The sequence below is a fragment of the Prevotella sp. P3-122 genome (assembly GCF_002251365.1).
Lineage (GTDB): Bacteria > Bacteroidota > Bacteroidia > Bacteroidales > Bacteroidaceae > Prevotella.
Genome location: NZ_NPJH01000013.1, coordinates 66,036 through 91,158 on the forward strand (window position 1 = coordinate 66,036; position 25,123 = coordinate 91,158).

A 25,123-nucleotide genomic window follows, 5' to 3' on the forward strand; every position below is an offset into this window, starting at 1 on the left:
ACATTTCCACGCATACTTTATTTGTTTGCAGAATAGACATTCTCGTAATAGTTCACAAACGCCTTGTTGCACAGGCGTGTGCCTCCCGGTGTTGGGAAATGGCCGGTGAAATACCAGTCGCCACGATGATTAGGGATGGCAGTACGCAGTCCATCTATGGACTGGAAGACCAGTTGAATGGGAGTCTGAACCCCTTCCGGCCTAAGCATCTCGACTATCTTCGCATTGATTTCCTCTACACCAAACGGCTTGTAAATCTCACGCACGGCGTTGTGCATCTCCTCCTTGGACTTCTGGAGTTCAGCAAGACACTTCTCATATACCTCAGTAATGACATGCTCCAAACCACGCTCCTTAAGAAGCGCAATGGTTGCACGGAACACACAGAACTCCTCCAGACGCGGCATGTCGATACCGTAATAGTCGGGATAGCGTATCTGCGGGGCCGAACTCACTATTACAATCTTCTTAGGATGCAGACGGTCGAGAATACGGAGAATACTCTCCTTAAGCGTAGTACCACGGACTATGCTGTCGTCGATAACGACAAGGTTGTCTACACCAGGCTCAAGACTCTCGTAAGTTATGTCGTAGACATGTGAGGCAAGGTCGTTGCGGGAGTTGCCCTCGGTAATGAAGGTGCGCAACTTGATATCCTTCCATGCCACCTTCTCTGAGCGCACGTACTCGTTGAGAATGTCCGACAGCTCTTCTGCCGTCGGCGTATGACCAAGGCTTGCTATCTTCTGAATCTTCTGCTCGTTCAGATGCTGCTTGAAGCCATGCAGCAGACCATAGAACGCCACCTCCGCAGTGTTTGGTATGAACGAGAATACGGTATGAGCAGTATCGTTGTCCACCGCGCTAAGGACAGCCGGAGTAAGCTGCTCACCGAGTTTCTTGCGTTCCTTGTATATATCCCTGTCAGAGCCACGGCTGAAGTATATGCGCTCGAACGAGCAGGCCTTAATCTCTTTTGGCTCGATAATCTGCTGGAGGGAACACTCTCCAGCCTTGTTTACTATGAGCGACTGTCCGGGCTGCAACTCACAGATATCGTCACACTCAAGGTCGAATGTGGTCTGAAGGACAGGACGCTCGCTGGCAAGAACCACGAAGTCCTCATTCATGTAATAGAAGGCAGGACGTATGCCCCAAGGGTCACGCATGGAGAACATCTCTCCAGAACCTGTGATGCCACAGACTACATAGCCTCCGTCAAAGTGGCACATAGTAGTCTTCAGCACATTGCTCATCTTCACATGGTCCTCTATGTAAGTTGTTATGTCCGTGCCCGTCATCTCCATGGCCTTGGCAGCAACGAAATTGCGCTCCACCTCACGGTCGAGCCTATGTCCCATGAGCTCAAGCATAATATAGGAGTCGCTGTAGATACGCGGGCATTGTCCCTGCTCGGTAAGTGTCTCAAAGACCTCCTCAATATTGGTCATATTGAAATTGCCACAAAGACAAAGATTCTTGGCACGCCAATTGTTGCGTCGGAGAAACGGGTGGACATAAGAAAGGCCACTCTTTCCGGTAGTTGAATACCGGAGGTGGCCCATATATAACTCACCAATAAAGCTTCCTTGGACTTTGGAAAAAATCTCGGTGATGGCATTTGACCCTTCTGCACGCTCACGGAACATGTACTCATTGCCTGGCTCTGTGCCGAGCTTGACACACGAGATACCAGCACCTTCCTGTCCGCGGTTATGCTGTTTTTCCATCATCAGATAGAGCTTGTTCAGTCCGAAATACCTTGTTCCGTATTTCTTCTCATAGTAATCGAGCGGCTTTAGCAGTCGGATGAGTGCCACGCCACAGTCCTCATGAATTTCCTCTAACATGTTTTATTATCCTATTTTTATTTATCACCTTATTATTTATTCCACGGTTACGCTTTTCGCAAGATTACGCGGCTGGTCAACGTCCTTGCCCTTGCATACGGCAACATGGTATGCCATCAACTGTAAAGGTATAGTGGCTATGAGGGGCTCAAGACACTCGAGTGTGTCGGGCAGCTCAATAACCTCGTCGGCCAACTTGGATATGGTATCGTCACCTTTCGATACAAGTGCTATAACCCTACCCTTGCGTGCCTTGATTTCCTGTATATTGGATAGCACCTTCTCGTAAAGGTCATTATGCGTGGCAATAACGACAACAGGCATATCGGAGTCGATCAGTGCAATAGGCCCATGCTTCATCTCTGCTGCTGGGTAGCCCTCAGCATGAATGTAGCTTATCTCCTTGAGCTTCAATGCGCCCTCAAGTGCGACGGGGTAGCTGAAGCCACGTCCAAGGTACAGGAAATTGCGTGCGTAGGTAAATGTACGGCTGAGGTCTGCAATACGCTCATTGAGCTTGAGAACCTCACGTATCTTGTCAGGAATTGCCTGCAACCCTTTCACAATACTTATATAGTCATCGTGAGAGACTGTTCCCATAACGTTGCCCAATGCCAGGGCAAGCATGGTGAGCACGGTCACCTGCCCTGTGAATGCTTTTGTGGAGGCGACACCAATCTCTGGTCCTACATGTATGTACGAGCCTGTGTCCGTTGCGCGTGGAATGCTCGAGCCAACGGCATTGCAGATTCCATATATAAAGGCTCCTTTCTCTTTGGCAAGTTTCACGGCAGCAAGGGTGTCGGCGGTCTCACCACTTTGGGAGATGGCTATTACAACATCGCCTGTTCCAACAACAGGATTACGATAGCGGAACTCGGAGGCATACTCAACCTCAACGGGTATGCGACATAGGTTCTCTATCATCTGCTTGCCTATAAGTCCGGCATGCCAGCTAGTACCACAGGCAACAATGATTATCCGCTTAGCAGAGATAAGCTGCTTGCGGTAGTCGAGAACAGCAGACAGAGTGACATGGCTACCCTCGGAGTTGATACGGCCAAGCATACATGTCTTGAGGCATTCGGGCTGCTCGAAAATCTCCTTTAGCATGAAGTGCGGATAGCCTCCCTTTTCTATCTGACCAAGATTAAGGTTGACTTTCTTCACCTCTGCGTTCTGCTTCTCGTTGAAGACATCTACAACCTTCAATTCCTCGCCTGGCGCCATCACGGCGATATTGCCATCCTCAAGGTAAACTACCTTGTCTGTATACTCAACAATAGGACTTGCATCAGAGCCCAAAAAGAACTCGTTTTCACCAATTCCCACCACAAGCGGGCTTTGCTTCCTCGCAGCAATAATTTGTCTGGGATTGTTCTTGTCAAGCAGGGCTACTGCGTATGCTCCAATAACCTGATGCAATGCCACCTGCACGGCTGTCAGCAAGTCAACTTCCTTCTTGTTCTGTATATATTCAACAAGCTGCACGAGCACCTCGGTATCGGTATCAGATCTGAAGACTACACCGTTTTCCTGCAACTTCTTCTTCAGATCAGCATAATTCTCAATGATGCCATTGTGGATAATGGCCAGATTCTTCGACTCAGAATAATGTGGATGTGCGTTGACACTTGATGGCTCACCATGTGTAGCCCACCTTGTATGAGCTATTCCAACCGAACCGGTTATATCCTTGTCAGCACAATAAGCCTCAAGGTCAGCAACCTTACCTTTGGTCTTATACACATTAAGGTTATTACCTTCGCTTATCAATGCGACACCGGCACTATCATAACCTCTGTACTCCAAACGCTTTAGTCCCTTAACCAATATTGGGAAAGCTTCCCTATTACCGATATATCCTACAATTCCACACATATAATTATATATTAAAAAAAATTGAAAGACAGATACGCAAACAAACCAGCGTCTCAAATCTTTCAATTTTTCATATTCATGTTGTTAAATATTTACTTTTAGTCACGAAGAATGTTAACCAACAATGAGGCGATACTAGTAACAATACCAATGAACGAGAACCAGATAGTGGTCGAGCTACCAATAGCAGAGTTCTTAGCCTTTACGTTGTTTGGCTCCACATAGATAATATCATTCTGCTGCACATAATAATAAGGTGAAGTGATGATATTGATGTCGTTAAGATTCAGTCTATGAACAGTCTTTTTACCAGTAGCATCCTCACGTATAAGCATAACGTTGTCGCGCTTACCATAGATGGTCAGGTCACCTGCTGATGCAATAGCTTCTAAGACACTCATCTTCTCTGTCGACACAGGTATAACCTTCGGGCTTCCGACCTCACCAATGACTGTTACCCTAAAGCTCGACATCCTTACGGTAACGATGGGGTTCTCTGTAGATGCAAGATATGGTCTCACCTTCTCACATATAACGTCCTGACACTGTGTCTTGGTCAAGCCTCCCACCTTAATCTTACCAACAACAGGGAAGTTGATGTAGCCATCATTGTCTACCAGATAGCCTTGAAGTGAGCCTGCTCCCTGAGAAAGCTGACCTGTAACGCTAAGTGTGTTGGAGACAGAGAGATTGAATGGAGTAGCCGCTGCGGGTTCTGTTGTGCTGACGGTAATGGTAAGCATGTCCTTAGGCATTATCTTGGCATCGTAGAGCCCAGCATTATTTTCAAGTTCTACGACGTCAGCATTTTGGAAGTATGCGACTTTCTTGCTTCCTGTACATCCGCTAAGGGCCAGCACCAGCAATGATGCGAATACAATCGGTATAATTATCTTCTTCATGATTGAGTATATGTTATCTAAGAATAAGCGATGCAAAAGTAACATTAATTTTCGAATATAGCAAACGTTTGATGATTTTTCTTTTGAATTCCGCATAATTAGTTTGCAAGTTGAATTTTTATTTCTAACTTTGTAGATTGGAAACACTATAACGACATGGAGAAGTTCATTGAAATAAAGGGCGCACGCGTCAACAATCTGAAAAATATCAGCCTGAAGATACCACGTAACAAGTTTATTGTTGTAACGGGAGTCTCCGGCTCTGGCAAGTCATCGTTGGCATTCGACACATTGTATGCCGAGGGACAACGCCGGTACGTGGAGTCTCTGTCCGCTTACGCCAGACAGTTTCTTGGAAGGATGAGGAAGCCGGAATGCGACTTTATGAAAGGCTTACCTCCTGCTATTGCTATAGAGCAGAAAGTAACGGCTCGCAACCCACGCTCAACCGTGGGCACAAGCACGGAGATATACGAGTATATGCGCCTTCTGTTCGCACGCATCGGAAAGACCATCTCTCCCATATCCGGCGAGATAGTGAAGAAAAACACGATAGAAGATATTATTGGCTGCACACGCCAATACTCCAAAGGCACTAAGTTCATGGTACTCGCACCTATCCACATTGGAGAGGAACGGTCGCTGAAAGACCAGCTCGACACATATATTAAAGAGGGTTACATGCGTATACTTGCCGGAGCTGACATTGTACGCATAGAGGACTACTTGGAAGAGATGAGCCAAGGGCAAGTAACCGACCAGGCGAAGGACTTCTCGGGATGGCTGGTCATTGACCGTTTATCCGTGGATGACGACAAGGATACCATATCACGACTGACGGACTCCGCAGAGACCGCCATGTATGAGGGACATGGCAGTTGCAGGCTGACATTCCTCCCGTCAGACATAAGCTATGACTTCTCTACCAGATACGAGGCTGACGGCATCTCATTCGAGGAGCCAAACGACAACATGTTCTCATTCAACTCTCCTCTTGGAGCATGTCCGACGTGTGAGGGATTTGGCAAAATCATGGGCATTGACGAGAAGCTCGTCATTCCCAATACAGCCCTAAGCGTTTATAACGGATGCGTGCAATGCTGGCATGGAGAGAAAATGAAGGAATGGCAGGAAGAGTTCTGCCGACGCGCGGCAATAGACAACTTTCCCATCTTCAAGCCATACTACGAGCTGACACGCAAGGAGAAGGACATGCTCTGGCACGGACTTCCCTCCGACAAGTACCGCGACCTGACTGAACAGGTGAGCATAGACGCATTCTTCCAGATGGTCAAGGACAACATGTACAAGATACAATACCGTGTGATGATGAGCAGATACCGTGGTAAGACAACATGTCCTGACTGTCACGGCGCACGTCTGAAGAAGGAGGCAACATGGGTGAAGATAAATGGAATGTCAATTACCGACCTAGTTGAAATGCCAGTATCGGCACTGGACAACTGGTTCAACAACCTAAAGCTCGACAGTCACGACGAGGCTATTGCCAAACGCCTGCTCACAGAGATACGCAGCAGACTTCATTTCCTCAACGAGGTTGGCCTAGGATATCTGACTCTGAACCGCAGCTCCAATACCCTATCGGGTGGAGAGAGCCAGCGCATAAACCTTACGACATCGTTGGGCAGCTCGCTTGTAGGCTCGCTATACATTCTTGACGAGCCAAGCATCGGACTGCACAGCCGCGATACGGAAAGGCTCATTGGGGTGCTAAGGGACTTGCAGTCGATAGGCAACACGGTAATGGTTGTTGAGCACGACGAGGATATCATGAGGGCTGCCGACATGATTATCGACGTTGGTCCAGATGCAGGCAGCCACGGGGGTGAGATTGTGTATCAGGGTGTCCCACCAACCAACACAATGGACGGGCTGCCAGCCAAAGGGATAAGCCATACTGTTGACTACCTTAACGGCACCGACCAGATAGTAATCCCAACGTCACGAAGACAATGGAACAGGAGCCTGCTGCTTAAGGGATGCAGGATGAACAACCTCAAGGGAATAAACGCCAATATACCACTTAATATTCTAACAGTTATTACGGGAGTCTCGGGCTCAGGAAAGTCATCGCTCATAAAGGGCATACTATATCCCGCCATGAAACGGCAACTTGACGAGGTGGCCGACGCCCCTGGCGAGTATATAGGAATGGAGGGTGACGTCGCAAGCATAGCACACGTAGAGTTCGTTGACCAAAATCCAATTGGCAAGAGCACACGCTCAAACCCTGCTACATACGTAAAGGCATACGACAGCATACGCTCGCTATTTGCCGAACAGCCCTTGGCCAAGCAACTGGGATTCTCCGCCCAGCACTTCTCCTTCAATACAGAGGGAGGACGTTGCGAGGAATGTAAGGGTGCTGGAACCATAACGGTAGAGATGCAGTTCATGGCCGACATCGTACTTGAATGTGAGGCATGCCACGGAGAAAGATTCAAGCACGACGTGCTCGATGTGAGATACAAGGGCAAGAACATCAACGACGTGCTCAACATGACCGTCAGCGAGGCTATAGCATTCTTTGACGAAGACGCAAAAGGCAAAAAGACATCACTTCAGAGAACTATTACAGACAGACTTCGTCCACTTGAGGATGTAGGACTAGGCTATATCAAACTCGGGCAAAACTCGTCAACCATGTCGGGAGGAGAAAACCAAAGAGTTAAGCTCGCCTACTTCATCGGACAGGAGAAGCAGGACCCTACCTTATTCATCTTTGATGAACCAACAACGGGACTACATTTCCATGACATCAGCAAGTTGCTCCGTGCATTTGACGCACTAATTGAAAGAGGCCACTCTATTGTGGTCATTGAGCACAACATGGAGGTGATAAAATGTGCCGATTGGATAATTGACCTTGGGCCGGAAGGCGGAGACAAGGGAGGACAGATAGTGTTCGAGGGCACACCAGAGAGCTTAGCGGAATGCAAGCAGAGCATTACAGGACAATACATCAAAGAGAAAATAGGCTCATGAACGATAAGAATCTTTCCATAGCCATTCCGACAAGAAACGACGACTGCAGCCAGACTGTCAGCAAACTGCTGGAGCAAGCACGTAGGGAAACGTCTCTTGACTTCGAGATACTGATTGCTGATGACGCATCAGACAATGCGGAGGTTATCAGACAACTCAACATTATTGGCAATCAGGAAGGTTGTCGGTTAATACGTCTGAAGGAAAACGTTGGGAGGGCTCCCGTGCGCAACATGCTTGCGAGAGAAGCTAAATATGACAAAGTACTGTTCATTGACGCGGGGGTTGACATAAACAACCAGGATTTCCTGAAGACATACATACTTCATGCCAATGATGCCGACATTGTATGCGGAGGATGGAAGACTGAGGTCGGAGCAGAAACGGCAAAAGCCAATCTTAGAGCAAAATACGAACTGGGCTGTGAGAAAAATCATACGCCACTGCAACGCAATAAACATCCATACCGCTCATTCCGTACCGTAAACTTTCTCGTTCATAAAGACATATTGCTGAATAATCCTTTTCCGGCCGACATGACCGGATATGGTTACGAAGATGTAGTATTCGGCAAACAGGCAGAAAAGGCTGGATGCACGGTTCTACACATTGACAACCCTGTTGTCTACAAGTCATACGAGGATAATGAAGCTTTTGTCAGCAAAACAATACAATCTGTCAACACATTATATATATATAGGGAACGCATCGGACAATATTCAAAACTCCACAGCATTGCTTTCAGACTACGCAAGCTGAGACTGGACTCACTTATGATCTTCTTGTACAAGCAGCGTTCAGAAACATGGAAAAAGCAACTCTGCGGCAACTGTCCATCATTGCGCATGCTAAGCCTACTGAAACTTGGCTGTTACCTTTCACTCCTCGGTAATGACGTAAGATGAACAGCCCAACGACCATTGTTCCCTAATATTTCCAAACAGAATGTCGCCTCCTCGCGCAACACGGGTTGCCGATCAATGCTGTCCATCTCCAGAAAATTGCGAACCAAAACTGTTGCCACAACACACGAGTCATTCACAATAACCGCATCAGGCATTACCTCTACTGTTGCGAGTTCTGTTTTTGTGTTGATCAGTTCCAAGTCATCTTGCGTCACTTGTGAGCCAGCATAGCTCAGCCAAGGCAAGGAACTATCTGTGGCATAAGATGCAGCCTTCGGATAGTCCCAGTTGAAATAAGCTACGGAAAAAGACTCCACAGCCTGCTCCCATGGAGCAAAATCGTCAGAATGGCTGCACGAGCCGAGCAACGTCAACAACATTGCCGCAAAGTATGGCAAAAAGGCTTGTTTCATATAAAAATCTTAAATTACGACAAAGGTAAGGAAATAATTTTGTAATATCAAACCTTTTGTGTACTTTTGTAGAAAACATAGAACAAAAATGCTACAATTCATATCCTTTGGAAGCGGAAGCAGTGGCAACAGCTGCTTATTGTTCACGGAGAATGAAGGACTACTTATTGATGCAGGAATTGGCGTTAGAACGCTGAGAAAGCACCTCCGTGAATATGGCATTCCCCTTTCCAAGATAAACAACATACTTATTACGCACGACCACGCTGACCATGTGATGTCTGTTGGAAGCCTGAGCAGAGACTTCCAACTTCCTGTATATACTACGGAGAAAGTACACAAGGGGATATATGGCAACTGGTGCGTAAAGCACAAGATTGCTCAGAGTCTGCAGAAAGTCATAGAGAAAGGACAGACTTTTCGCCTTGGAGACTTTGAGATAACACCTTTCGAGGTACCGCATGACAGTACGGACAATGTGGGTTACAAGATTGTTGCTCAGGGTGTATGCTTCTGCCTTATGACAGACATAGGCATAATCACAGACGAGATAAAAACAGTCATCGCTGAGGCACAATACCTTGTAATCGAGGCGAACCACGATGAGGAAATGCTCAAGAACGGACCATATTCACAGCATCTTAAAGGACGTATCCTCGGACCACGAGGACACCTGAGCAATACTGACTGTGGAAAGGCAATAGCAGAGAACGCCACAAGCAAGTTGAAACATGCATGGCTGTGCCACCTTAGCGACGAGAACAATCATCCGGAACTGGCAAAAAAGACAGTAGAGCAGGTGCTGCAAAGCTATGGGATAATTGCTGGCGTTGACTTTAGTCTGGACATTCTAAAACGGAAGACTCCTACTGGTATCTACGAGCTGAAGCCATGACGTGACAATTTCACAAGAAACCAAAACTTTTTAATACACGCAAACATGAAAAGAGTAAAACAGGCATTGCTTCTAACAGCTCTGATACTAACAACTTCATGCGAGAAAGTTGTACTTGATGAGACACTGTCAGGTGATGACAACGGCGTGAATACACCAACGTCCAATATCACCATTCACATATCAGGAGTGGGAAATGCAGAATACGAGGAAAATTCGGCTAAAACCACCAGGGCCATGCAACCAATAGAAGAACTGTGCACACGAATAAACCTCGCTCTATACCAGAATGGTGAGCGAGCGTACTATGTAAACCAAAAGTCAACAGACAGCGACTTTGGCAATTTCAACCTTAATGTCCCAACTGGTATATACACCCTAATGGTGGTAGCTCATTCGGGAGAGTCATCTGCAACGACAACCAACTTGCGGAAAATCACTTTCAACGGAAAAATCACAGACACTTTCCACTATGCAGACTCCCTCTTTGAGGTTCATGAGACAAACTCGCCCGTTGAGATTACTCTCGAAAGGGTTGTAGGAATGTTCAGACTCGACATAACAGACACCATCCCTACAGAAGTTGCACGCCTAAAATTCTATTATACAGGCGGTTCATCAACACTCGACGGGCTGACAGGCATTGGGTGCGTGGACAGCAGGCAGACCGAGTACCGCAATGTTGCTCCCGATGTGCATGTTTATGATGTGTATACTTTTCCACACGCCCCGGAAAAGCCCATAACGATGACTATAACAGCTCAGGATGCCAACGAGAGCACAATAGCTGAACGCAAATTTGTGGACGTTGGAATAAGCAAAAACAAAATTACCCGATACCAGGGAAATTTCTTCAACTCCACCACCACCCCATCGAAAGACTTCAATATCAGTATGACAGCCGATCCAGACTGGCTTGAAGAAACTACCGTGTCATTCTGAATTCCGAAATGCCTCTATTTCCAGTACTTTCACCATAACATATAAACCCTTATCGAACAAATTATACAAAACAGGGAGCGTAACCCATCATGGTGTCACGCTCCCTGCTATTTTTTACTACTTGCTTATGTCTGCAAGTAGCTGCTATTCTATTATTAGTCGAGCCACTTAACGTAGCAGAAGTCCTGACGGTGTGGCAGGTTCTCATTCTTCGGGAACATACGAACGCAGCAACGGTAAGAACCAGCTGCATATGGTTCAACATTAGCCTCGAAGGTATAGAGGTTGCCCTCATGACCAACCATATCAAAAGGATATACGTTGTGTACCTCACGGTCACCACCATCACGTACGTTCGACAATACAACAAGCTCCAAGCCTACAGCATCGTTCAGACCCTGCTCGTCGATAACGTAACGCAGCTTGTATGTAACACCTGTCTCAGCAGCATTGTCGAGGATAGGATTCTCCTTGGAAACAACCTTGATTGAGTCCCAACGCTCTGCTACGGTTTCCTTCCACTGTGCAATATCCTTTGCCAGACGGTTGTTGTCGGCAGAAAGCTTCTTGAAGCGGGCAGCCTCCTTGCAGTAGAAGCGATCGTAATAGTCATCGAGCTGACGCTTCATGGTGTAGTGAGGTGCTATGGTTGCGATAGACTTCTTGATAACTTGTATCCACTCCTCGCTGTAACCCTTCTTGTTCTTGTTGTAGAACATTGGAATAATCTCATTCTCAAGCAGAGAGTAGATAGTAGCAGCATCGAGCTGATCCTGATGACCCTGGTTCTGGTATGTACGCTTCTCTGTAAGTGCCCATCCAGCACCCTCGCGGTAGCCCTCAAGCCACCATCCGTCAAGTACTGAAAGGTTTACAACACCGTTCATCTCTGCCTTCTCGCCTGACGTACCAGAAGCCTCCAGAGGACGGGTAGGAGTATTCATCCAGATATCCACACCAGAAACAAGACGGCGTGCAAGCATGAAGTCATAATCCTCGAGGAAGATAATCTTACCAAGGAACTCAGGACGCTGGCTAATTTCGTATATCTTCTTGATAAGACCCTGTCCTGCACCGTCTGCGGGGTGAGCCTTACCGGCAAAGAGGAACTTCACTGGACGCTCAGGGTTGTTGACAATCTTAGACAGACGGTCGAGGTCGGTAAAGAGCAGGTGAGCACGCTTGTAGGTAGCAAAACGACGGCAGAAACCAATGATAAGGGCATTGCTGTCGATGCTCTCAAGCAGAGAAACTACGCGTGAAGGATCTCCCTGATTCTTGAGCCAGGTCTCACGGAATTGTACACGGATATAGTCTACGAGCTTTTGCTTCAGGCCCTTACGAGTCTTCCATATCTCCTCGTCATCTACATTATAGATGGCCTCCCAGATATTCTGGTTGCTCTGGTCAGACATGAAGTTCTTGTCGAAATACTTGCCGTAAAGCTGCTTCCACTCTGTTGCTGCCCATGTTGGGAAGTGAACGCCATTGGTAACATAGCCAACGTGATTCTCCTCAGGATAGTAGCCGTTCCAGATTGGAGCGAACATCTTCTGAGAAACCCATCCGTGGAGCTTAGACACACCATTAACCTCCTGGCAGGTGTTGCAAGCGAATGTAGACATGCAGAAACGCTCAGAATGATCATCGGGGTTCTGACGGCCCATGCCGATAAACTCGTCCCAAGAGATACCCAACTTAGCAGGATAGCCACCCATGTACTTGCCGAAGAGACCCTCGTCAAAATAGTCGTGACCAGCTGGTACTGGAGTGTGAACAGTATAAAGTGAGGATGCACGTACGAGCTCCATAGCCTCGTTGAACGAAAGACCACTCTCTACGTAGTCGCACAGACGCTGGAGATTGCAAAGGGCAGCATGACCCTCGTTGCAATGGTAGATATCCTTCTTGATGCCGAGTTTCTTCAACAGCTGCATACCACCTATACCAAGCAAAATCTCCTGCTTCAGACGGTTCTCCCAGTCGCCACCATAAAGTGAGTGAGTGATAGGCTTGTCAAACTCAGAGTTCAAATCGTTGTCTGTATCAAGCAGATAGAGCTTAACACGACCAACATTGGCAACCCATACAGAGGCGTGAACTTGATAATTTGTATATGGAACGTCTACGACTACAGGATTACCCTCAGCATCGAGAACACGCTCTACAGGAATAGAGTTGAAGTTCTGAGCCTCATACTTGGCAATCTGCTGACCATCCATGCTCAGAGTCTGTGTGAAATAGCCAAAACGATAAAGGAAACCGATAGCGCACATGTCAACATTGCTGTCGGAAGCCTCTTTAACATAGTCACCGGCAAGCATTCCAAGACCACCAGAGTAAATCTTCAGAGCAGAGTGGATACCATACTCCATACAGAAATATGCCACAGACGGGCGAGTAGCGTCAGGCTTTACATTCATATAGTCCTTGAATGACTTGTAAACAGCCTGAATGCGCTTCATCATTGCCTTATCGTTAACAATCTCCTCCTTGCGCTCGTAGCCGAGACGCTCGAGAAGCATCACAGGATTGTGCTTGACAGCACTGTAAAGCTTAGGATCGATGTCACGGAACAGGTCACGGGCCTCGTAGTTCCAAGCCCACCACATGTTATGTGCCAACTCGTCAAGACACTTCAGCTCTTCTGGAAGTCTCGACTTAATGGTTAACTCCTTCCATTGTGGAGCATTTGCATAATCTGATTTAATCTTCATAAATTCAATCTTTATTGAATAGTTATAATAATTTATTTTATCTCTCTAATTTGTTACGATTCTCTGAGGAACGCAGTGCAAAGTCATAAGCCTCAAGATAATAGGCGATAAACTTATCCCACAAAGCCTTCTTCGAGAGTTTCTCAGCGTTGGCGCGCGCCTTCTTCACCTCTGCGGCGCCGAAGGAGGCATAGCGGCAGACTGTGTCCTTAATTCTGTCGACCACCTCGCTGTAGTTGTAGTCCGTACGGTGTATAACCTCCACGCCATCCTCTATGGTAGAGATTCCACCCTTTACGCCGTTTGCCCAGAGACCAAAGCCAGCCAAATCGGTAGTGATACATGGAACCTTGAAAGCAACAGCCTCAAGAGGGGTATAACCCCAGGGCTCATAATAGGATGGATATACACAGAGGTCGTTACCAAGAACAACATCATAATATGTAAGGTCGAGGATGCCGTCGTCACCTGTCAGATAACAAGGAATAAAGACGAGTTTTACCTTATCGGAAGGTGCATTCTCCATACCCAGATATCTCATCATGCCAAGAACTTTGTCCTCGCCCATATTATTGAGCCAATGAGTAAGCATCGGATACTCCATAGGACCATCAAAAGATCCTTTGTCCATACGCTCCTTAAGGTCTGCACGTGCATCACCTACCCAGGCAGGAACCTCTATGAAAGCTACAACCTCTTTTTCTAATCCCTGCTCAAAACGCAATCTGTTCATAGCCTCGATGAACACATCGATACCTTTATTTCTGAACTCATAGCGTCCACTGGTAGCAACTATCATGGCATCATCGCCAATGACAGTACCGGTAAGACAGCTGGCAACCTTCAGAAGCTTCTGTCGGGCAGCTTTACGTCTGCGTGTAAAATCAGCACCACGGGGAACGAAATCATTCTCAAAACCATTTGGCAGAACAACATCCACCGGCTTGTCCATCAGCTCGGCACACTCACGGGCTGTAATATCGCTAACTGTGGTGAAACAGTCAACATTAAAAGCAGTTTGCTTCTCTATCGAATGCTTGCTCTGCATGTTGAGCTCGCCAGCCATCTGGTCGCCATTGTAGGCAGGCAGATAGTCATAAAGCGGCTTGTTATTTCCAGCTATACTCCTGCCGATACTTGTTGCGTGAGTGGTGAATATAGTAGCAATGGCAGGAACATGATGCCTTATATAAAGCAGGCCAAGTCCTGTCATCCACTCATTGCCGTGATAGATAACCTTCTGTGATGAATCAAGATAATAGTTGTAGAAACTCTCAACGACAAGTGCGGCAGCATATGAGAACATCGAGGCCTCGTCGTAGTCACCATACCCATGAAGACTGTCTACACCAAACAGTTCCCATAAACGGCTATAAATCTTGTCTTTCTGTGAATAGTAGTTTGCAAAATCAACGAGTATCGCTATAGGATTTCCAGGGATTGTCCATCTGCCAACCTTTACCTTAAGGTCTGAGGTAAGCACAGCCTTTTGCCAATCAGCAAAAAGAGTCTTGTCCTCTATAAAATACGGACATTTTTTTTCTCCCCAGCAATCAGGGCCTATAAAAACAACCTTATCATGCAACTTTGATTGCAACGTATTCGCCCTTGTTGAAAGTACAGTGTATATTCCACCTACTTTATTACATACTTCCCAACTTGATTCGAATATGAAGTCAGGAAACAATTTACTATTACCCATTACTATATATTAATATAACGGCGGCAAAGATACTATAAAAATTCTAAATTACCAATATAAACTTGCATATTTTTAAAAAAACACTTGTTTTCTTGATATAAACAAGTATCTTTGCAACCAAAAACACCAAATATATGAAACGTATAATTATCTATATCATCTGTTTGCTCTCCACAATTACAGTATACGCACAGTCGTCAGTAAGAGGCGACCAGGCTCCACGGCATTTCGTGGGAAAAATTTACAATAGCCAATACGACATATACATTCACATGGATCTGGAAAACAGCTCCATTATAGTGCCACAGCAAGAGATATTTGGGGAGATACCAGGATACCTCGGTGACAACAAAGACTCCAGAAAATGGCTGATTACCAATGCCACTATCACCTCCGACGGCAAGGCTTCCCTCTCCATTATCAACGATTATGGCAGCGAGGACCTAAAAGCTACGCTCCAAATGCTCAACGATACAACTTATATTCTGCTTCAGGAATCAGGAAGCACTATAAAACTGGCACGAAACCGCAAATGGGTAAAACTTCCTCAGAAACTCATATTCAAAAAGGATATTAGGAAATAGACACACCCGGATGTATCATCGCTTATTGTATGTTAAGCCACAAGAAAGCAGTGTATCCAGAACAAAGCACATTGGACACACAGCATAAATCTTTTAAGTTCTAAGAACTTATATTTCCGGTTCATCAAGCATTTCAAGTCAACCCTTATTGTTGCATAGTCTGTATATATTACTTTCAACGCCAATAAGGTTAATAACCTTTCGCCCGTAAGGTTAATAACCTTGCAGCCGTAAGGTTATTAACCTTATCAGTGGTGCAAACATTATCGTAGACTATAACAATATATCAGACTCTCTCTAAGATAGTATTATATAAGACATCACACCATATTTCGGATGAGTCACATATTATTATATATAGTATTTACTATTCCTTCAGATTATCGGGAATGACTGGCATGGCGCCGTTCTGAGTACATACATAGGCGCTGACGTTCACTCCGATGCGGTGTGCCTCTGCTATTGGCTTGCCAGAGAGTATGGAAGCGACAAACGAACCAGTGAACGAGTCTCCGGCACCTACAGTGTCGGCAACCTTTACCTTTGGAGTCTCAAGATATGACATAGCACCCTTAGAGAATACATAGCTGCCGTTGACTCCGCAGGTCAACACGAGCATGTCGAGGTTGTACTTGCCCAGGATGAGCCAGCACTTGTTCTCGAAGTCCATCCCCGGATAACCGAACATCCGACCGAGGATAACCAACTCCTCGTCGTTGATCTTCATCACATTCGCACGCTGAAGTGACTCCTGGATAATCTCCTTCGAGTAGAAGTTCTGACGAAGGTTGATGTCGAAGATACGCATGCAGTCCTTAGGGGTGGCGTCGAGGAAACGGTAGATCGTCTCACGAGACACCTCATTGCGCTGGGCAAGTGAACCGAAGCATACTGCCTGGCACTGCTTGGCAAGAGACTCTATCTCGGGGGTAAACGGGATGTTGTCCCATGCCGAACCTTCCTTGATGTCGTAGGTGGCAACTCCTTCCGCGTCAAGACTAACCTGTACCTGCCCTGTAGGGAAGTCAACACGGGGCATGACTAGATTCAAACCGTTGGACTCCAAAGCGGCGATGGTCTCGTCACCAAGTGGGTCGTTGCCTACGGCACTCACTGCATAAGAGTCAAAACCAAACTGGGACGCATGATAGGCGAAGTTGGCGGGAGCACCGCCAATCTTGCGGCCTTCGGGGAGGCAGTCCCAAAGTGCCTCGCCAAGACCTACGATTATTTTATTGTTCATAATATGTTATTTAGAAGATTTTATCCTTGATATATAAGTGAAGAGATACACGACTCCCAGTGCCATAACGGCAACTGCACCGGCCTGGCCCATGGCATCGCTGGCGAAGCCCATGAACAACGGGAACACTGTGCCGCCGAACAGACCCATTATCATAAGGCCCGAAATCTCGTTCTGCCTGCTTTGGTCGGAAAGCAAGGCCTGGCTGAACACCAAAGAGAATATGTTGGAGTTGCCGTAGCCTACAAGGGCTATCGCTACATACAACACGCTCTTGGATGTGCCGAAACCAAGACCCAGCATCGCAAGGGCCATCATCACGACACTGATGATGAAGAACAGGCGGTTGCTCAGGACACGGAGGAAAAACGAACCGGTAAGGCAGCCTATAGTACGGAATATGAAATACAACGAGGTGGCGAATGCAGCATCGTTGAGGGTCATCTCGTGGCGCTCCATCAATATCTTCGGGGCGGTGGTGTTGGTACCAACGTCTATTCCAACATGGCACATGATGCCTATGAAGGAAAGAAGGACGATGGGGCGGGAGAGCAACTTAACACAGTCAACAAAAGAGGATGCCTTGCCCTCGGGAGCCGGCTCGTTGATAGGAGTGGAGGCTAGAAGAAGTGAGGCAAGGATGCCTATCACCATGTATATGGGGAAAAGGATACGCCAGCCCATGCCGAAACTCGGGATGGTGGCAAGCGCACCCCACATCGCAATATAAGGAGCCAGGAAAGAGGCGATCGCCTTGACAAACTGGCCGAAGGTCAACGTAGAGGCAAGGTTGCCCTGGATTACTGAAGACACCAGGGGATTGAGGGATGTCTGCATTAAGGCGTTGCCGATGCCCAGAAGAGAGAAGGACACTAGCATGAGGGGGAAGTTCTCACCAAACAATGGCAACAGAAGTGATACAACTGTCACTATCAGGGAGAGAAGGACCGTCTTCTTGCGGCCTATGCGGTTCATCAACATTCCTGTGGGAACCGAGAATATCAGGAACCAAAAGAATACCAACGACGGCAGTACATTCGCTACGGAGTCGCTTAGTTGAAGGTCTTCTTTGACGTAGTTAGAGGCAATGCCGACCAAATCGACGAAACCCATGGCGAAGAAGCAAAGCATCACGGGTACGATTGCCATCTTATTTGTATTACTCATTATACAATGTTATTTATTCTATTTTATTAATGTTTTTATTGTTCACTCTTTTTGATATGTTGTCCTGAAAAACAATCTCCCTACCCAAAAAGACCAAATCATAAATAAATCTAATCAAAAACCGAAATAAATCTAACCAAAACCTAAATAAAACCTAAAATAAAACCTAAATCAATAACTAAAAACCTTACTAATATTGAGCTTATGCAAAAACAATCAACAAGACTCTCTTGTCTGTTTCTGTTTTCTGAGTGCAAAATTACAGTCATTTAATTATGTAGGCTTTAAAATATGTTGCAGAGACGAATAAAATTCGTTCAATGCAACATATTTCTGATATTTTGTATCAATTTTGGGTCTTAATCTTATATATTGCAGCCTTCGCCTTGCCTTTCACTATGATTTTGTCATAAGGAGTGCTCGGGAATACAAGGTTGGTCATGCACATCTTTCCGTCGCCATCGAAGGCCTCAACACTGCAACGGTCAACGAAAATGCGAAGCTGACGCACCTTGCCATAGGTGGGAGAAGACGTCGCAACGGGGAAAGCGTCGCTGAATGAGATATTGCCACTGCGGCGACGGTCCATGTCGAATGTCTCTTCCTCATCGTCGTAGGTCATCACTACCCTCTCGCCCTTGGCATTGCGCAAGGTGATCTGGGCGTCACCCTTAACGGTAACGACAATCTCGCAAGCCTCGGTAGGCTGGCTCACACGGGCACCACGCGCTGCCAACATCTCCTTGGCTGGAGTGATACTGCAATAGGTCTCACCCTTATATTCAAAGAGTCCAAAATCGCGAACGATAGAATTGGCAGAACGATACTGCTTTGTAGGAACCTGGTTGGCGTACTGCCAGTTGCTCATCCAAGCGATACCTACATGTCTGCCCTCGGGAGCATTGTCGAATGTAATGGTAGCATAGTGATCCTTGCCGTAATCCATCCACTTAGTCTCAGAGGGTTCGTCCTCACAGGTAAACTTATGTCCATCAAACTGACCGATGAAATACTGGGTGGCAGAACCACCGAAAGGACCACCGGGGTTGATGTTGCAAATGAGCGTCCACTTATCCTTATTTGTTCCCTTCACATTCATCTTCATAAGGTCGGGACACTCCCATACACCAACATGATTACCATACTCAGCACCGAAATCACTCTCGTGCTTCCACTCCTTAAGGTCCTTAGACGAATAGATGCTCATCTGCTGACCAGCTGCAAGAATCATATTCCAGAATCCAGCTTCTGCATTCCAGAAGACGTGCGGATCACGGAAATCAGGCACATTGGAAGTGATGATGGGGTTATCGGCATATTTTGTGAAGGTCTTGCCACCATCGGTGCTATATGCCAACGACTGAGTCTGACGTGCGCCGGCAGTAGTGTAGAGGGCAACAATAGCATCCTTGCCAAAACCTGCGGTGTTATTCTTATCAACAACACAACATCCGCTGAACATCATACCCAAGGCATCGGGTTCCAAAGCTGTAGGTTCTGTTTTCCAATTTATGAGGTCGGTGCTTGTGGAATGTCCCCATGAGAGGTTTTCCCACTGTGAACCATAAGGATTGAACTGGTAGCATAGATGCCATACACCATCCTTGTAGAACATTCCGTTGGGGTCGTTCATCCATCCATACTGCGGAGTGTGATGATAAAGAGGACGATGCTTCTCAACATTCTTAGTGTCAAAAGTATCAGAATAAGTCATGCGTTTCCAGCAGGTAAAGTCATTAATTGCCCCTGTAGAGCGCATATTTCCGTTGAAGGTGATGTCAAAGAGTTCACCCTCACCAATCTCATAAGGCACGAAATAATCGACATTGTTAACGGCAAGACGGCAATTGATTGTCTTTACCAATTGATTATTGCGCACCACTCTGATGTGTGCATGTTCTTCTTTCTCTTCAACAGGCAACAGGAGATATTTCTTACCCTGTTCCAACTTGATCATAGCATGTCTTTCGCCAAGGATTTTTTTAGCCACCTGGGCTTGTGTGCCAAGCGCCAGCATAAAAGCGCCTAAGCAAACCATTGTTTTAATTATCTTCATATTGTTATTCAATTAAGGTATTTATAAATATAATGGTAATTTATTTCCACACACGACGCAGGTTTCTCACCTTTGCCTCATAATTGGCACCACTAACTGAAAGTGTGTTATATAATGCCTGTGGGAATACGAGATTTGTTACTGAGGTAAGTCCGTCGGAAGCAATCAACTCAACTGATGACTGATCTACATAGAAGTCAAGAGAGAGTTTGTTGCCTGTGGCATTCAACGGAGCATTCATGGTCGGAATAGAGAATGTCGGGGCAAATGATGCAACACCAGTAGAAGCATTTCTATGTACAGAAAGCGACTGGGTAGAAACATTCACATCAATAGAATACTTTTCGCCTTGCGCGTTACTCAATGTGATAGTACTGTTGGCACTAAGGTCCATTTCGAGATGAAGCTGATAGGCATCCTTTGCGTCAAACGAAGATGTCACATCATTCCAATCATCAGCAATATCACTGATTTCACTTATCACAGGGCATGCAAGATGCGGAGTGCCATTATGCTCCACGAGTTTCAGTTCGCGAGGCAAAGACATGGCCGATCTCCATGGGTCGCAAGGTACACGATCGGCATATTGCCAGTTGTTCATCCAACTAATCAGAAGATGTCTGTCACCAGTGTTGTTCCAAGTAACACCAGCATAGAAATCCATACCATAATCCAACCAAAGCGGATAGTTCAAATTATCAGGTGTGAACTTCTTTCCGTCGAAGTCACCTACGAAATACATCATTCCAGAACCGATTACAGGACCACAGGGATTTACACTGATGAGCATCACCCACTTGCGCTGTCCATTGTAGTCAAACGGAATGAGGTCGGGACATTCCCACTGGAAGCTGGGACGTCCGTCAAGTTCTACAAGGAACTCACTCTCCTTAGTCCAGTTCTTCAAATCGGAAGAACTCCAGATTTCCATACCTTTCTTCCAACCCTTGGCAAGTGACATTATCCATTTCTTGCTTTCCTCATGCCAGAACACCTTCGGGTCGCGGAGGTTGTCGTCATTGTTCTTGATTACGGGATTGCCTTCATACGTGGTAAATGTCTTTCCATCATCCTTGCTATAGGCAATAGACTGCTGCTGGGCAGCATCGGCAGAGGTGTAAATGGCAACAAGGGTATTAGCACCAAAGCCTGCAGTGTTGTCCTTGTCACATACGGCAGAACCGGAGAAAATCATACCAAGAGCATCTGGCTGGAGAGCTACTGGCTGCTCTTCCCAATGAAGCATGTCGGTAGAAGTGGCATGTCCCCAGCTGAGGTTGCCCCAACCATTGCCCTGAGGGTTATACTGATAATAGAGATGATACGTGCCATCTATATATATCATTCCGTTGGGATCGTTAATCCAGTTTTTGGCTGGGGTGTAATGTATCTGCGGACGATATTTTTCGTTGCGACTGCTGGTTACTTCTTCACCAGGTTCTTCTGGTGTTGGCTCTTCCGTTTGAGGATTGTCAATAATCGGATTGTAATCCTGTTGGAAATCGTCGTCAGAACAACCGGTGAAGGTAGCCGCCATTGCAGCGGCTACCAACATTATAATGCTTTTACGTATCTTCATACAATTATCTGGTCTTTAGATATTCAAGTGAGTTCTTTGCCAAAGTGAGGACATTGTCCTGATAGATGTTGTTCTTTGGATGAGCACTCTTGTCGGGTGTGCCATCCAGATTCTTCATTGAGAACTCGCAACCACCGTTACCAATGCAGAGCAATGTGCCCTTGAAATCGGTGTTGCCCTGCTGAGCTTCCCAAACATTCATCTGAGATACCCAGTCAATTTGTGAATCCCATGTTCCGAGAGGATAGATACCATAGGTCTGTGTGAGCTGTGTATAGCAAGCTTCCTCTTGATTGCCAATACCGGTGTAAAGCGACGGGAGATTGAAGTAGAGACAGTTATGGTCTTCTGTCCAACCTGGACCCTTGAAAGCAATGAGCTTTGTACGATCGTTGCTTGTCACCTCAAGACCCTTGTAAATGGGATGACCGGAGTGGTCCTTGGTGAAGCGGCTGCCCGGATGAAGCTGTACTGCCATGCTCCATACATCGTTGTTAATACCACCGATGCCAAATCCGAATGCATGGTCGTTGCCCTTCATGTCGTCGAGGTTGATACGTCCGAGATAGCCGGCATATACAGTGGCGTGACTCCAAAGCAGCAAGCTTCCGCCGTTCTTGTACCATTCGGTGATTACGGGAGTTGCACCATTTACCACATCAGGCATAGTCCAAACGTCGCCCTCACTAACTCCTTCAAGGTCGCGCAACCAGAACAGTACGCGGAAAGGCTCAACATCATCAGCAGACTTGATAGAAGAGAACGGAAGGAACTGTGCTGATGGATATGTCTCATGCAACCAAAGCCATGCAGAAGCCTCGTCGTCATCACCATTCTCAACGAGTTCCTCTGGAGTGTCGTAAACACTGAGGAAACCGATGGCAGTCTTACCAATTCTCAGCGAAGCGGTTGATGCGAGAGATGTACCTTTTTCATTAACAGCTACGAGTGTTACTGTCCATGTGTCGCCTGTAACCACATTTTGAATGGTGTACATGGTGTTGTTGGCAGAGAGTGTCTCAGATATTGTCTGCTTGCCATTGGTAGCGGTAAACTGGACGCTTGAGGCATCGGCAGGCTTATTCCATTCCACTACCGCGTCGTAGCCTCCGGCCTTATCCACCTGGTGCATCTGTATGCCCGAGATACTTGAGGCTCCCTCACGGGTATAGGTCTTCACCACACCCTTAGAGAAGTTTGTACCATCGGTGAACTTGAATACATATTCGTATGACTCATTTGTCGGGATGTTCTTGTGAGCATAGCTTGTGCCGCTTACGGTCTCCGAAGAAGCAAGAGTTCCATTGCGATAAACGGTAACGTTCATCGAAATGTCGGCCGACTGCTGGGGCCACGACCATACATAGTCGTCGCCCTGAAGCTGTCCGTTAATATTTGCTGCGTCAGGTGTAGCAACAATCATCGCACTGCGGTCGAATTCGTTGTCCTGACATGATGTTATGACACATGCAATGAGTGTCATTAATATTATCGATAACTTTTTCATAAGTATTGCTCTTTTGTTGAATTAATAACCTTTGTTCTGAGAATAGAGTCCTGGAACATAATACAACTGGTTGTAAGGCACGGGATAGAACTCGTTCTTGCCTGGAGTATAGTGGGCATCCTTGAGATACTGTGCGTAGGTCTGTCCGTCGTAAACGTCGTTCTTCTCAGTCTCGAAGTATGCGTTCAGAGTCTTTGAGGCGATACCCCAGCGACGAAGGTCGAAGTAGCGGCCGTTCTCCATAGCCAACTCAAGGCGGCGCTCCCACTGCAGACACTTGCGTGCTGTCTCCTTATCCTTGAAATATGTGTCGGGATAGAGAGCGATTTCGCACTGGTCAGCAGCATATTGTATGTGCTTTACCACTGAGTTCTTGGCACGTTGGCGGATGTCGTTGATGATAGTGCGAGCCTCTGCGAGTTGTCCAGTCTCGATAAGAGCCTCGGCACGCATCAGCATCACGTCAGAATAACGGAAGACATAGTCGTTCATATCAAAAGCCTGCCATGGGCTATTGTAAGTCTCACCCTTTGAGCGCTGCGGCACTTCCTTCAGTGAGGTATAGTAGCCATAGGTATTCGGTGTACGTGAGTTGTCCTTGGTAAGGGTGTAAGACTCCTCATACTTATAGGGGAATGTAGGCATACCAACTGTGTGGAAGAGGCGCGGATCCCACTTCTGTGCTGTAGGAACACCATTTATAGGATAGTCGATAGTCTTGTCGAAGTTATCGAAATCAGGCAGACCGTCCTTTGTCTTAAATGCGCTTACGAGGTTCTGAGAAGGTTTGTGGAAGTCCCATCCGCATGACCATATACCCCAGCAACCGTTGAGCATGTTGCTCCAGTTAGCACGTCCGAAGGTGGTGTTGTCATCCTTATAGTCGGAGCACTGTACTGCAAAGATGCTTTCCTTAGAGTTTTTGTACTCAGGCAGGAAGATGTCACCGAAGTCCTCAAGATAACCATACTTTGACGATTTCACAACATCGGTATATTCCACCACCTTATTCATATAATCCTGGTTAATGTGGCTTACACCGTTGGTTGCCTCATAACCGTCACCCCAAGCGAGAGTGAGGTAGCACTTTGCGAGATAACTTGCAGCAGCAATCTTGTTGACACGTCCTCCATCCTGCTGCTCTGCGGGAAGAACGTCGTAGGCAACCTTGAAGTCATCGATAACCTTCTGGAAGAGCTGCTCATAAGTAAACTCGTCGTTGCGGGTCTGCTCCTGTGCATTGTTCTTATACACTTCCTCGTCGATCCAAGGAATCTGACGGAACATTGTCAAAAGCTTGAAATAGAAGTGAGCACGCAAGAAACGGACCTCAGCATCTCGCTGCTTTGCAGTCTCGGCACCAAGTTTGTCCTCACCATATTCAGCTACAGAAACGAGTGCACGGTTGCAGCGTGAGATGGCGCAATATAGACGATACCAAAGTTCATCAAATTCACCAGGAGTGGATGTTAGGGTTGACCATATCTCCATGGGATGATAGCCTGTGTCGGTCGTTCCCGAACCACCCTTGAGACAGTCGTCACTTGCCACGTCGCCGTATGGCCAGAGGTTAAACGGATAGGTGTACCAGCAGTCACCGAGCATTGAATAGGCTGCAGTGACCATCTTGTCGGGATTCTCCATAGCGAGCTGCTCATCGATAACTCCCTCGGGCTCTACCTCGATAAAGCTGTCGCATGATGTGACAGAGAATAATGATACTGCCACAAGTATATATTGGAATATCTTTTTCATTGCTTAAAATTATTATATG

The 25,123-nt window shown here is 46.6% G+C and carries 17 protein-coding genes; 5 read left to right on the top strand and 12 right to left on the bottom strand.

Features of this window, described 5'->3' with window-relative positions:
• Window positions 1-17: 17 nt before the first annotated feature.
• The 3 genes from CIL02_RS02335 to CIL02_RS02345 form a co-directional block, all read right to left on the bottom strand.
• Entirely contained in the window at window positions 18-1,850 is a 1,833-nt protein-coding gene (locus CIL02_RS02335; protein WP_094398873.1) for an amidophosphoribosyltransferase, read from the bottom strand.
• 36 nt (window positions 1,851-1,886) lie between these two features.
• Window positions 1,887-3,731 carry a glutamine--fructose-6-phosphate transaminase (isomerizing) gene (glmS, locus tag CIL02_RS02340; RefSeq protein WP_094398874.1) on the bottom strand — a complete coding sequence of 615 codons (1,845 nt, stop codon included), beginning with the start codon at window positions 3,729-3,731 and terminating at the stop codon, window positions 1,887-1,889.
• A 98-nt stretch (window positions 3,732-3,829) separates the two neighbouring features.
• Window positions 3,830-4,633, bottom strand: coding sequence for a polysaccharide biosynthesis/export family protein (locus tag CIL02_RS02345; RefSeq protein ID WP_094398875.1), 804 nt, complete (start codon window positions 4,631-4,633; stop codon window positions 3,830-3,832).
• A 156-nt stretch (window positions 4,634-4,789) separates the two neighbouring features.
• Between CIL02_RS02345 and uvrA the strand changes: the two genes are divergently transcribed.
• Complete coding sequence (uvrA, locus tag CIL02_RS02350) at window positions 4,790-7,639, top strand: excinuclease ABC subunit UvrA (protein WP_094398876.1); 2,850 nt, start codon at window positions 4,790-4,792, stop codon at window positions 7,637-7,639.
• The gene (locus CIL02_RS02355; RefSeq protein WP_170934985.1) at window positions 7,636-8,544 is read left to right on the top strand and encodes a glycosyltransferase; all 909 of its coding nucleotides are present in this window, start codon (window positions 7,636-7,638) and stop codon (window positions 8,542-8,544) included. The genes uvrA and CIL02_RS02355 overlap by 4 nt, the downstream gene beginning before the upstream one ends.
• Here CIL02_RS02355 and CIL02_RS02360 read toward each other — a convergent pair.
• Complete coding sequence (locus CIL02_RS02360; protein WP_141210087.1) at window positions 8,511-8,957, bottom strand: hypothetical protein; 447 nt, start codon at window positions 8,955-8,957, stop codon at window positions 8,511-8,513. The two genes, CIL02_RS02355 and CIL02_RS02360, sit on opposite strands and share 34 nt — an antisense overlap.
• An 88-nt stretch (window positions 8,958-9,045) precedes the next feature.
• Here CIL02_RS02360 and CIL02_RS02365 point away from each other — a divergent pair, with 88 nt between their 5' ends.
• A complete protein-coding gene (locus CIL02_RS02365; protein WP_094398879.1) occupies window positions 9,046-9,852 on the top strand; it encodes an MBL fold metallo-hydrolase in 807 nt (268 codons plus the stop codon).
• Between the two features lie 45 nt (window positions 9,853-9,897).
• The gene (locus CIL02_RS02370) at window positions 9,898-10,794 is read left to right on the top strand and encodes a hypothetical protein (protein WP_094398880.1); all 897 of its coding nucleotides are present in this window, start codon (window positions 9,898-9,900) and stop codon (window positions 10,792-10,794) included.
• Between the two features lie 155 nt (window positions 10,795-10,949).
• Here CIL02_RS02370 and glgP read toward each other — a convergent pair whose 3' ends face one another.
• Together glgP and CIL02_RS02380 are read right to left on the bottom strand one after the other, a co-directional pair.
• On the bottom strand, window positions 10,950-13,511 hold the full coding sequence (glgP, locus tag CIL02_RS02375) for an alpha-glucan family phosphorylase (RefSeq protein ID WP_094398881.1): 2,562 nt from the start codon (window positions 13,509-13,511) through the stop codon (window positions 10,950-10,952).
• Between the two features lie 37 nt (window positions 13,512-13,548).
• Window positions 13,549-15,213: a glycogen/starch synthase gene (locus CIL02_RS02380; RefSeq protein WP_094398882.1), complete on the bottom strand. Its 1,665-nt coding sequence runs from the start codon at window positions 15,211-15,213 to the stop codon at window positions 13,549-13,551.
• A 134-nt stretch (window positions 15,214-15,347) separates the two neighbouring features.
• Here CIL02_RS02380 and CIL02_RS02385 point away from each other — a divergent pair, with 134 nt between their 5' ends.
• The gene (locus CIL02_RS02385; RefSeq protein WP_094398883.1) at window positions 15,348-15,797 is read left to right on the top strand and encodes a hypothetical protein; all 450 of its coding nucleotides are present in this window, start codon (window positions 15,348-15,350) and stop codon (window positions 15,795-15,797) included.
• A 367-nt stretch (window positions 15,798-16,164) separates the two neighbouring features.
• Here the strand turns inward: CIL02_RS02385 and CIL02_RS02390 are convergent, their stop codons facing one another.
• From CIL02_RS02390 to CIL02_RS02415, 6 genes are all read right to left on the bottom strand, one after another.
• Complete coding sequence (locus tag CIL02_RS02390; RefSeq protein WP_094398884.1) at window positions 16,165-17,040, bottom strand: carbohydrate kinase; 876 nt, start codon at window positions 17,038-17,040, stop codon at window positions 16,165-16,167.
• Between the two features lie 6 nt (window positions 17,041-17,046).
• Window positions 17,047-18,207: an MFS transporter gene (locus CIL02_RS02395; protein ID WP_094398885.1), complete on the bottom strand. Its 1,161-nt coding sequence runs from the start codon at window positions 18,205-18,207 to the stop codon at window positions 17,047-17,049.
• Between the two features lie 346 nt (window positions 18,208-18,553).
• A complete protein-coding gene (locus CIL02_RS02400; protein ID WP_371588827.1) occupies window positions 18,554-20,263 on the bottom strand; it encodes a DUF4980 domain-containing protein in 1,710 nt (569 codons plus the stop codon).
• 40 nt (window positions 20,264-20,303) lie between these two features.
• Window positions 20,304-21,842, bottom strand: coding sequence for a glycoside hydrolase family 32 protein (locus CIL02_RS02405; protein WP_094398887.1), 1,539 nt, complete (start codon window positions 21,840-21,842; stop codon window positions 20,304-20,306).
• A gap of 4 nt (window positions 21,843-21,846) precedes the next feature.
• A complete protein-coding gene (locus tag CIL02_RS02410) occupies window positions 21,847-23,349 on the bottom strand; it encodes a DUF4960 domain-containing protein (RefSeq protein ID WP_094398888.1) in 1,503 nt (500 codons plus the stop codon).
• 21 nt (window positions 23,350-23,370) lie between these two features.
• On the bottom strand, window positions 23,371-25,104 hold the full coding sequence (locus CIL02_RS02415) for a RagB/SusD family nutrient uptake outer membrane protein (protein ID WP_094398889.1): 1,734 nt from the start codon (window positions 25,102-25,104) through the stop codon (window positions 23,371-23,373).
• Window positions 25,105-25,123 lie beyond the last annotated feature (19 nt).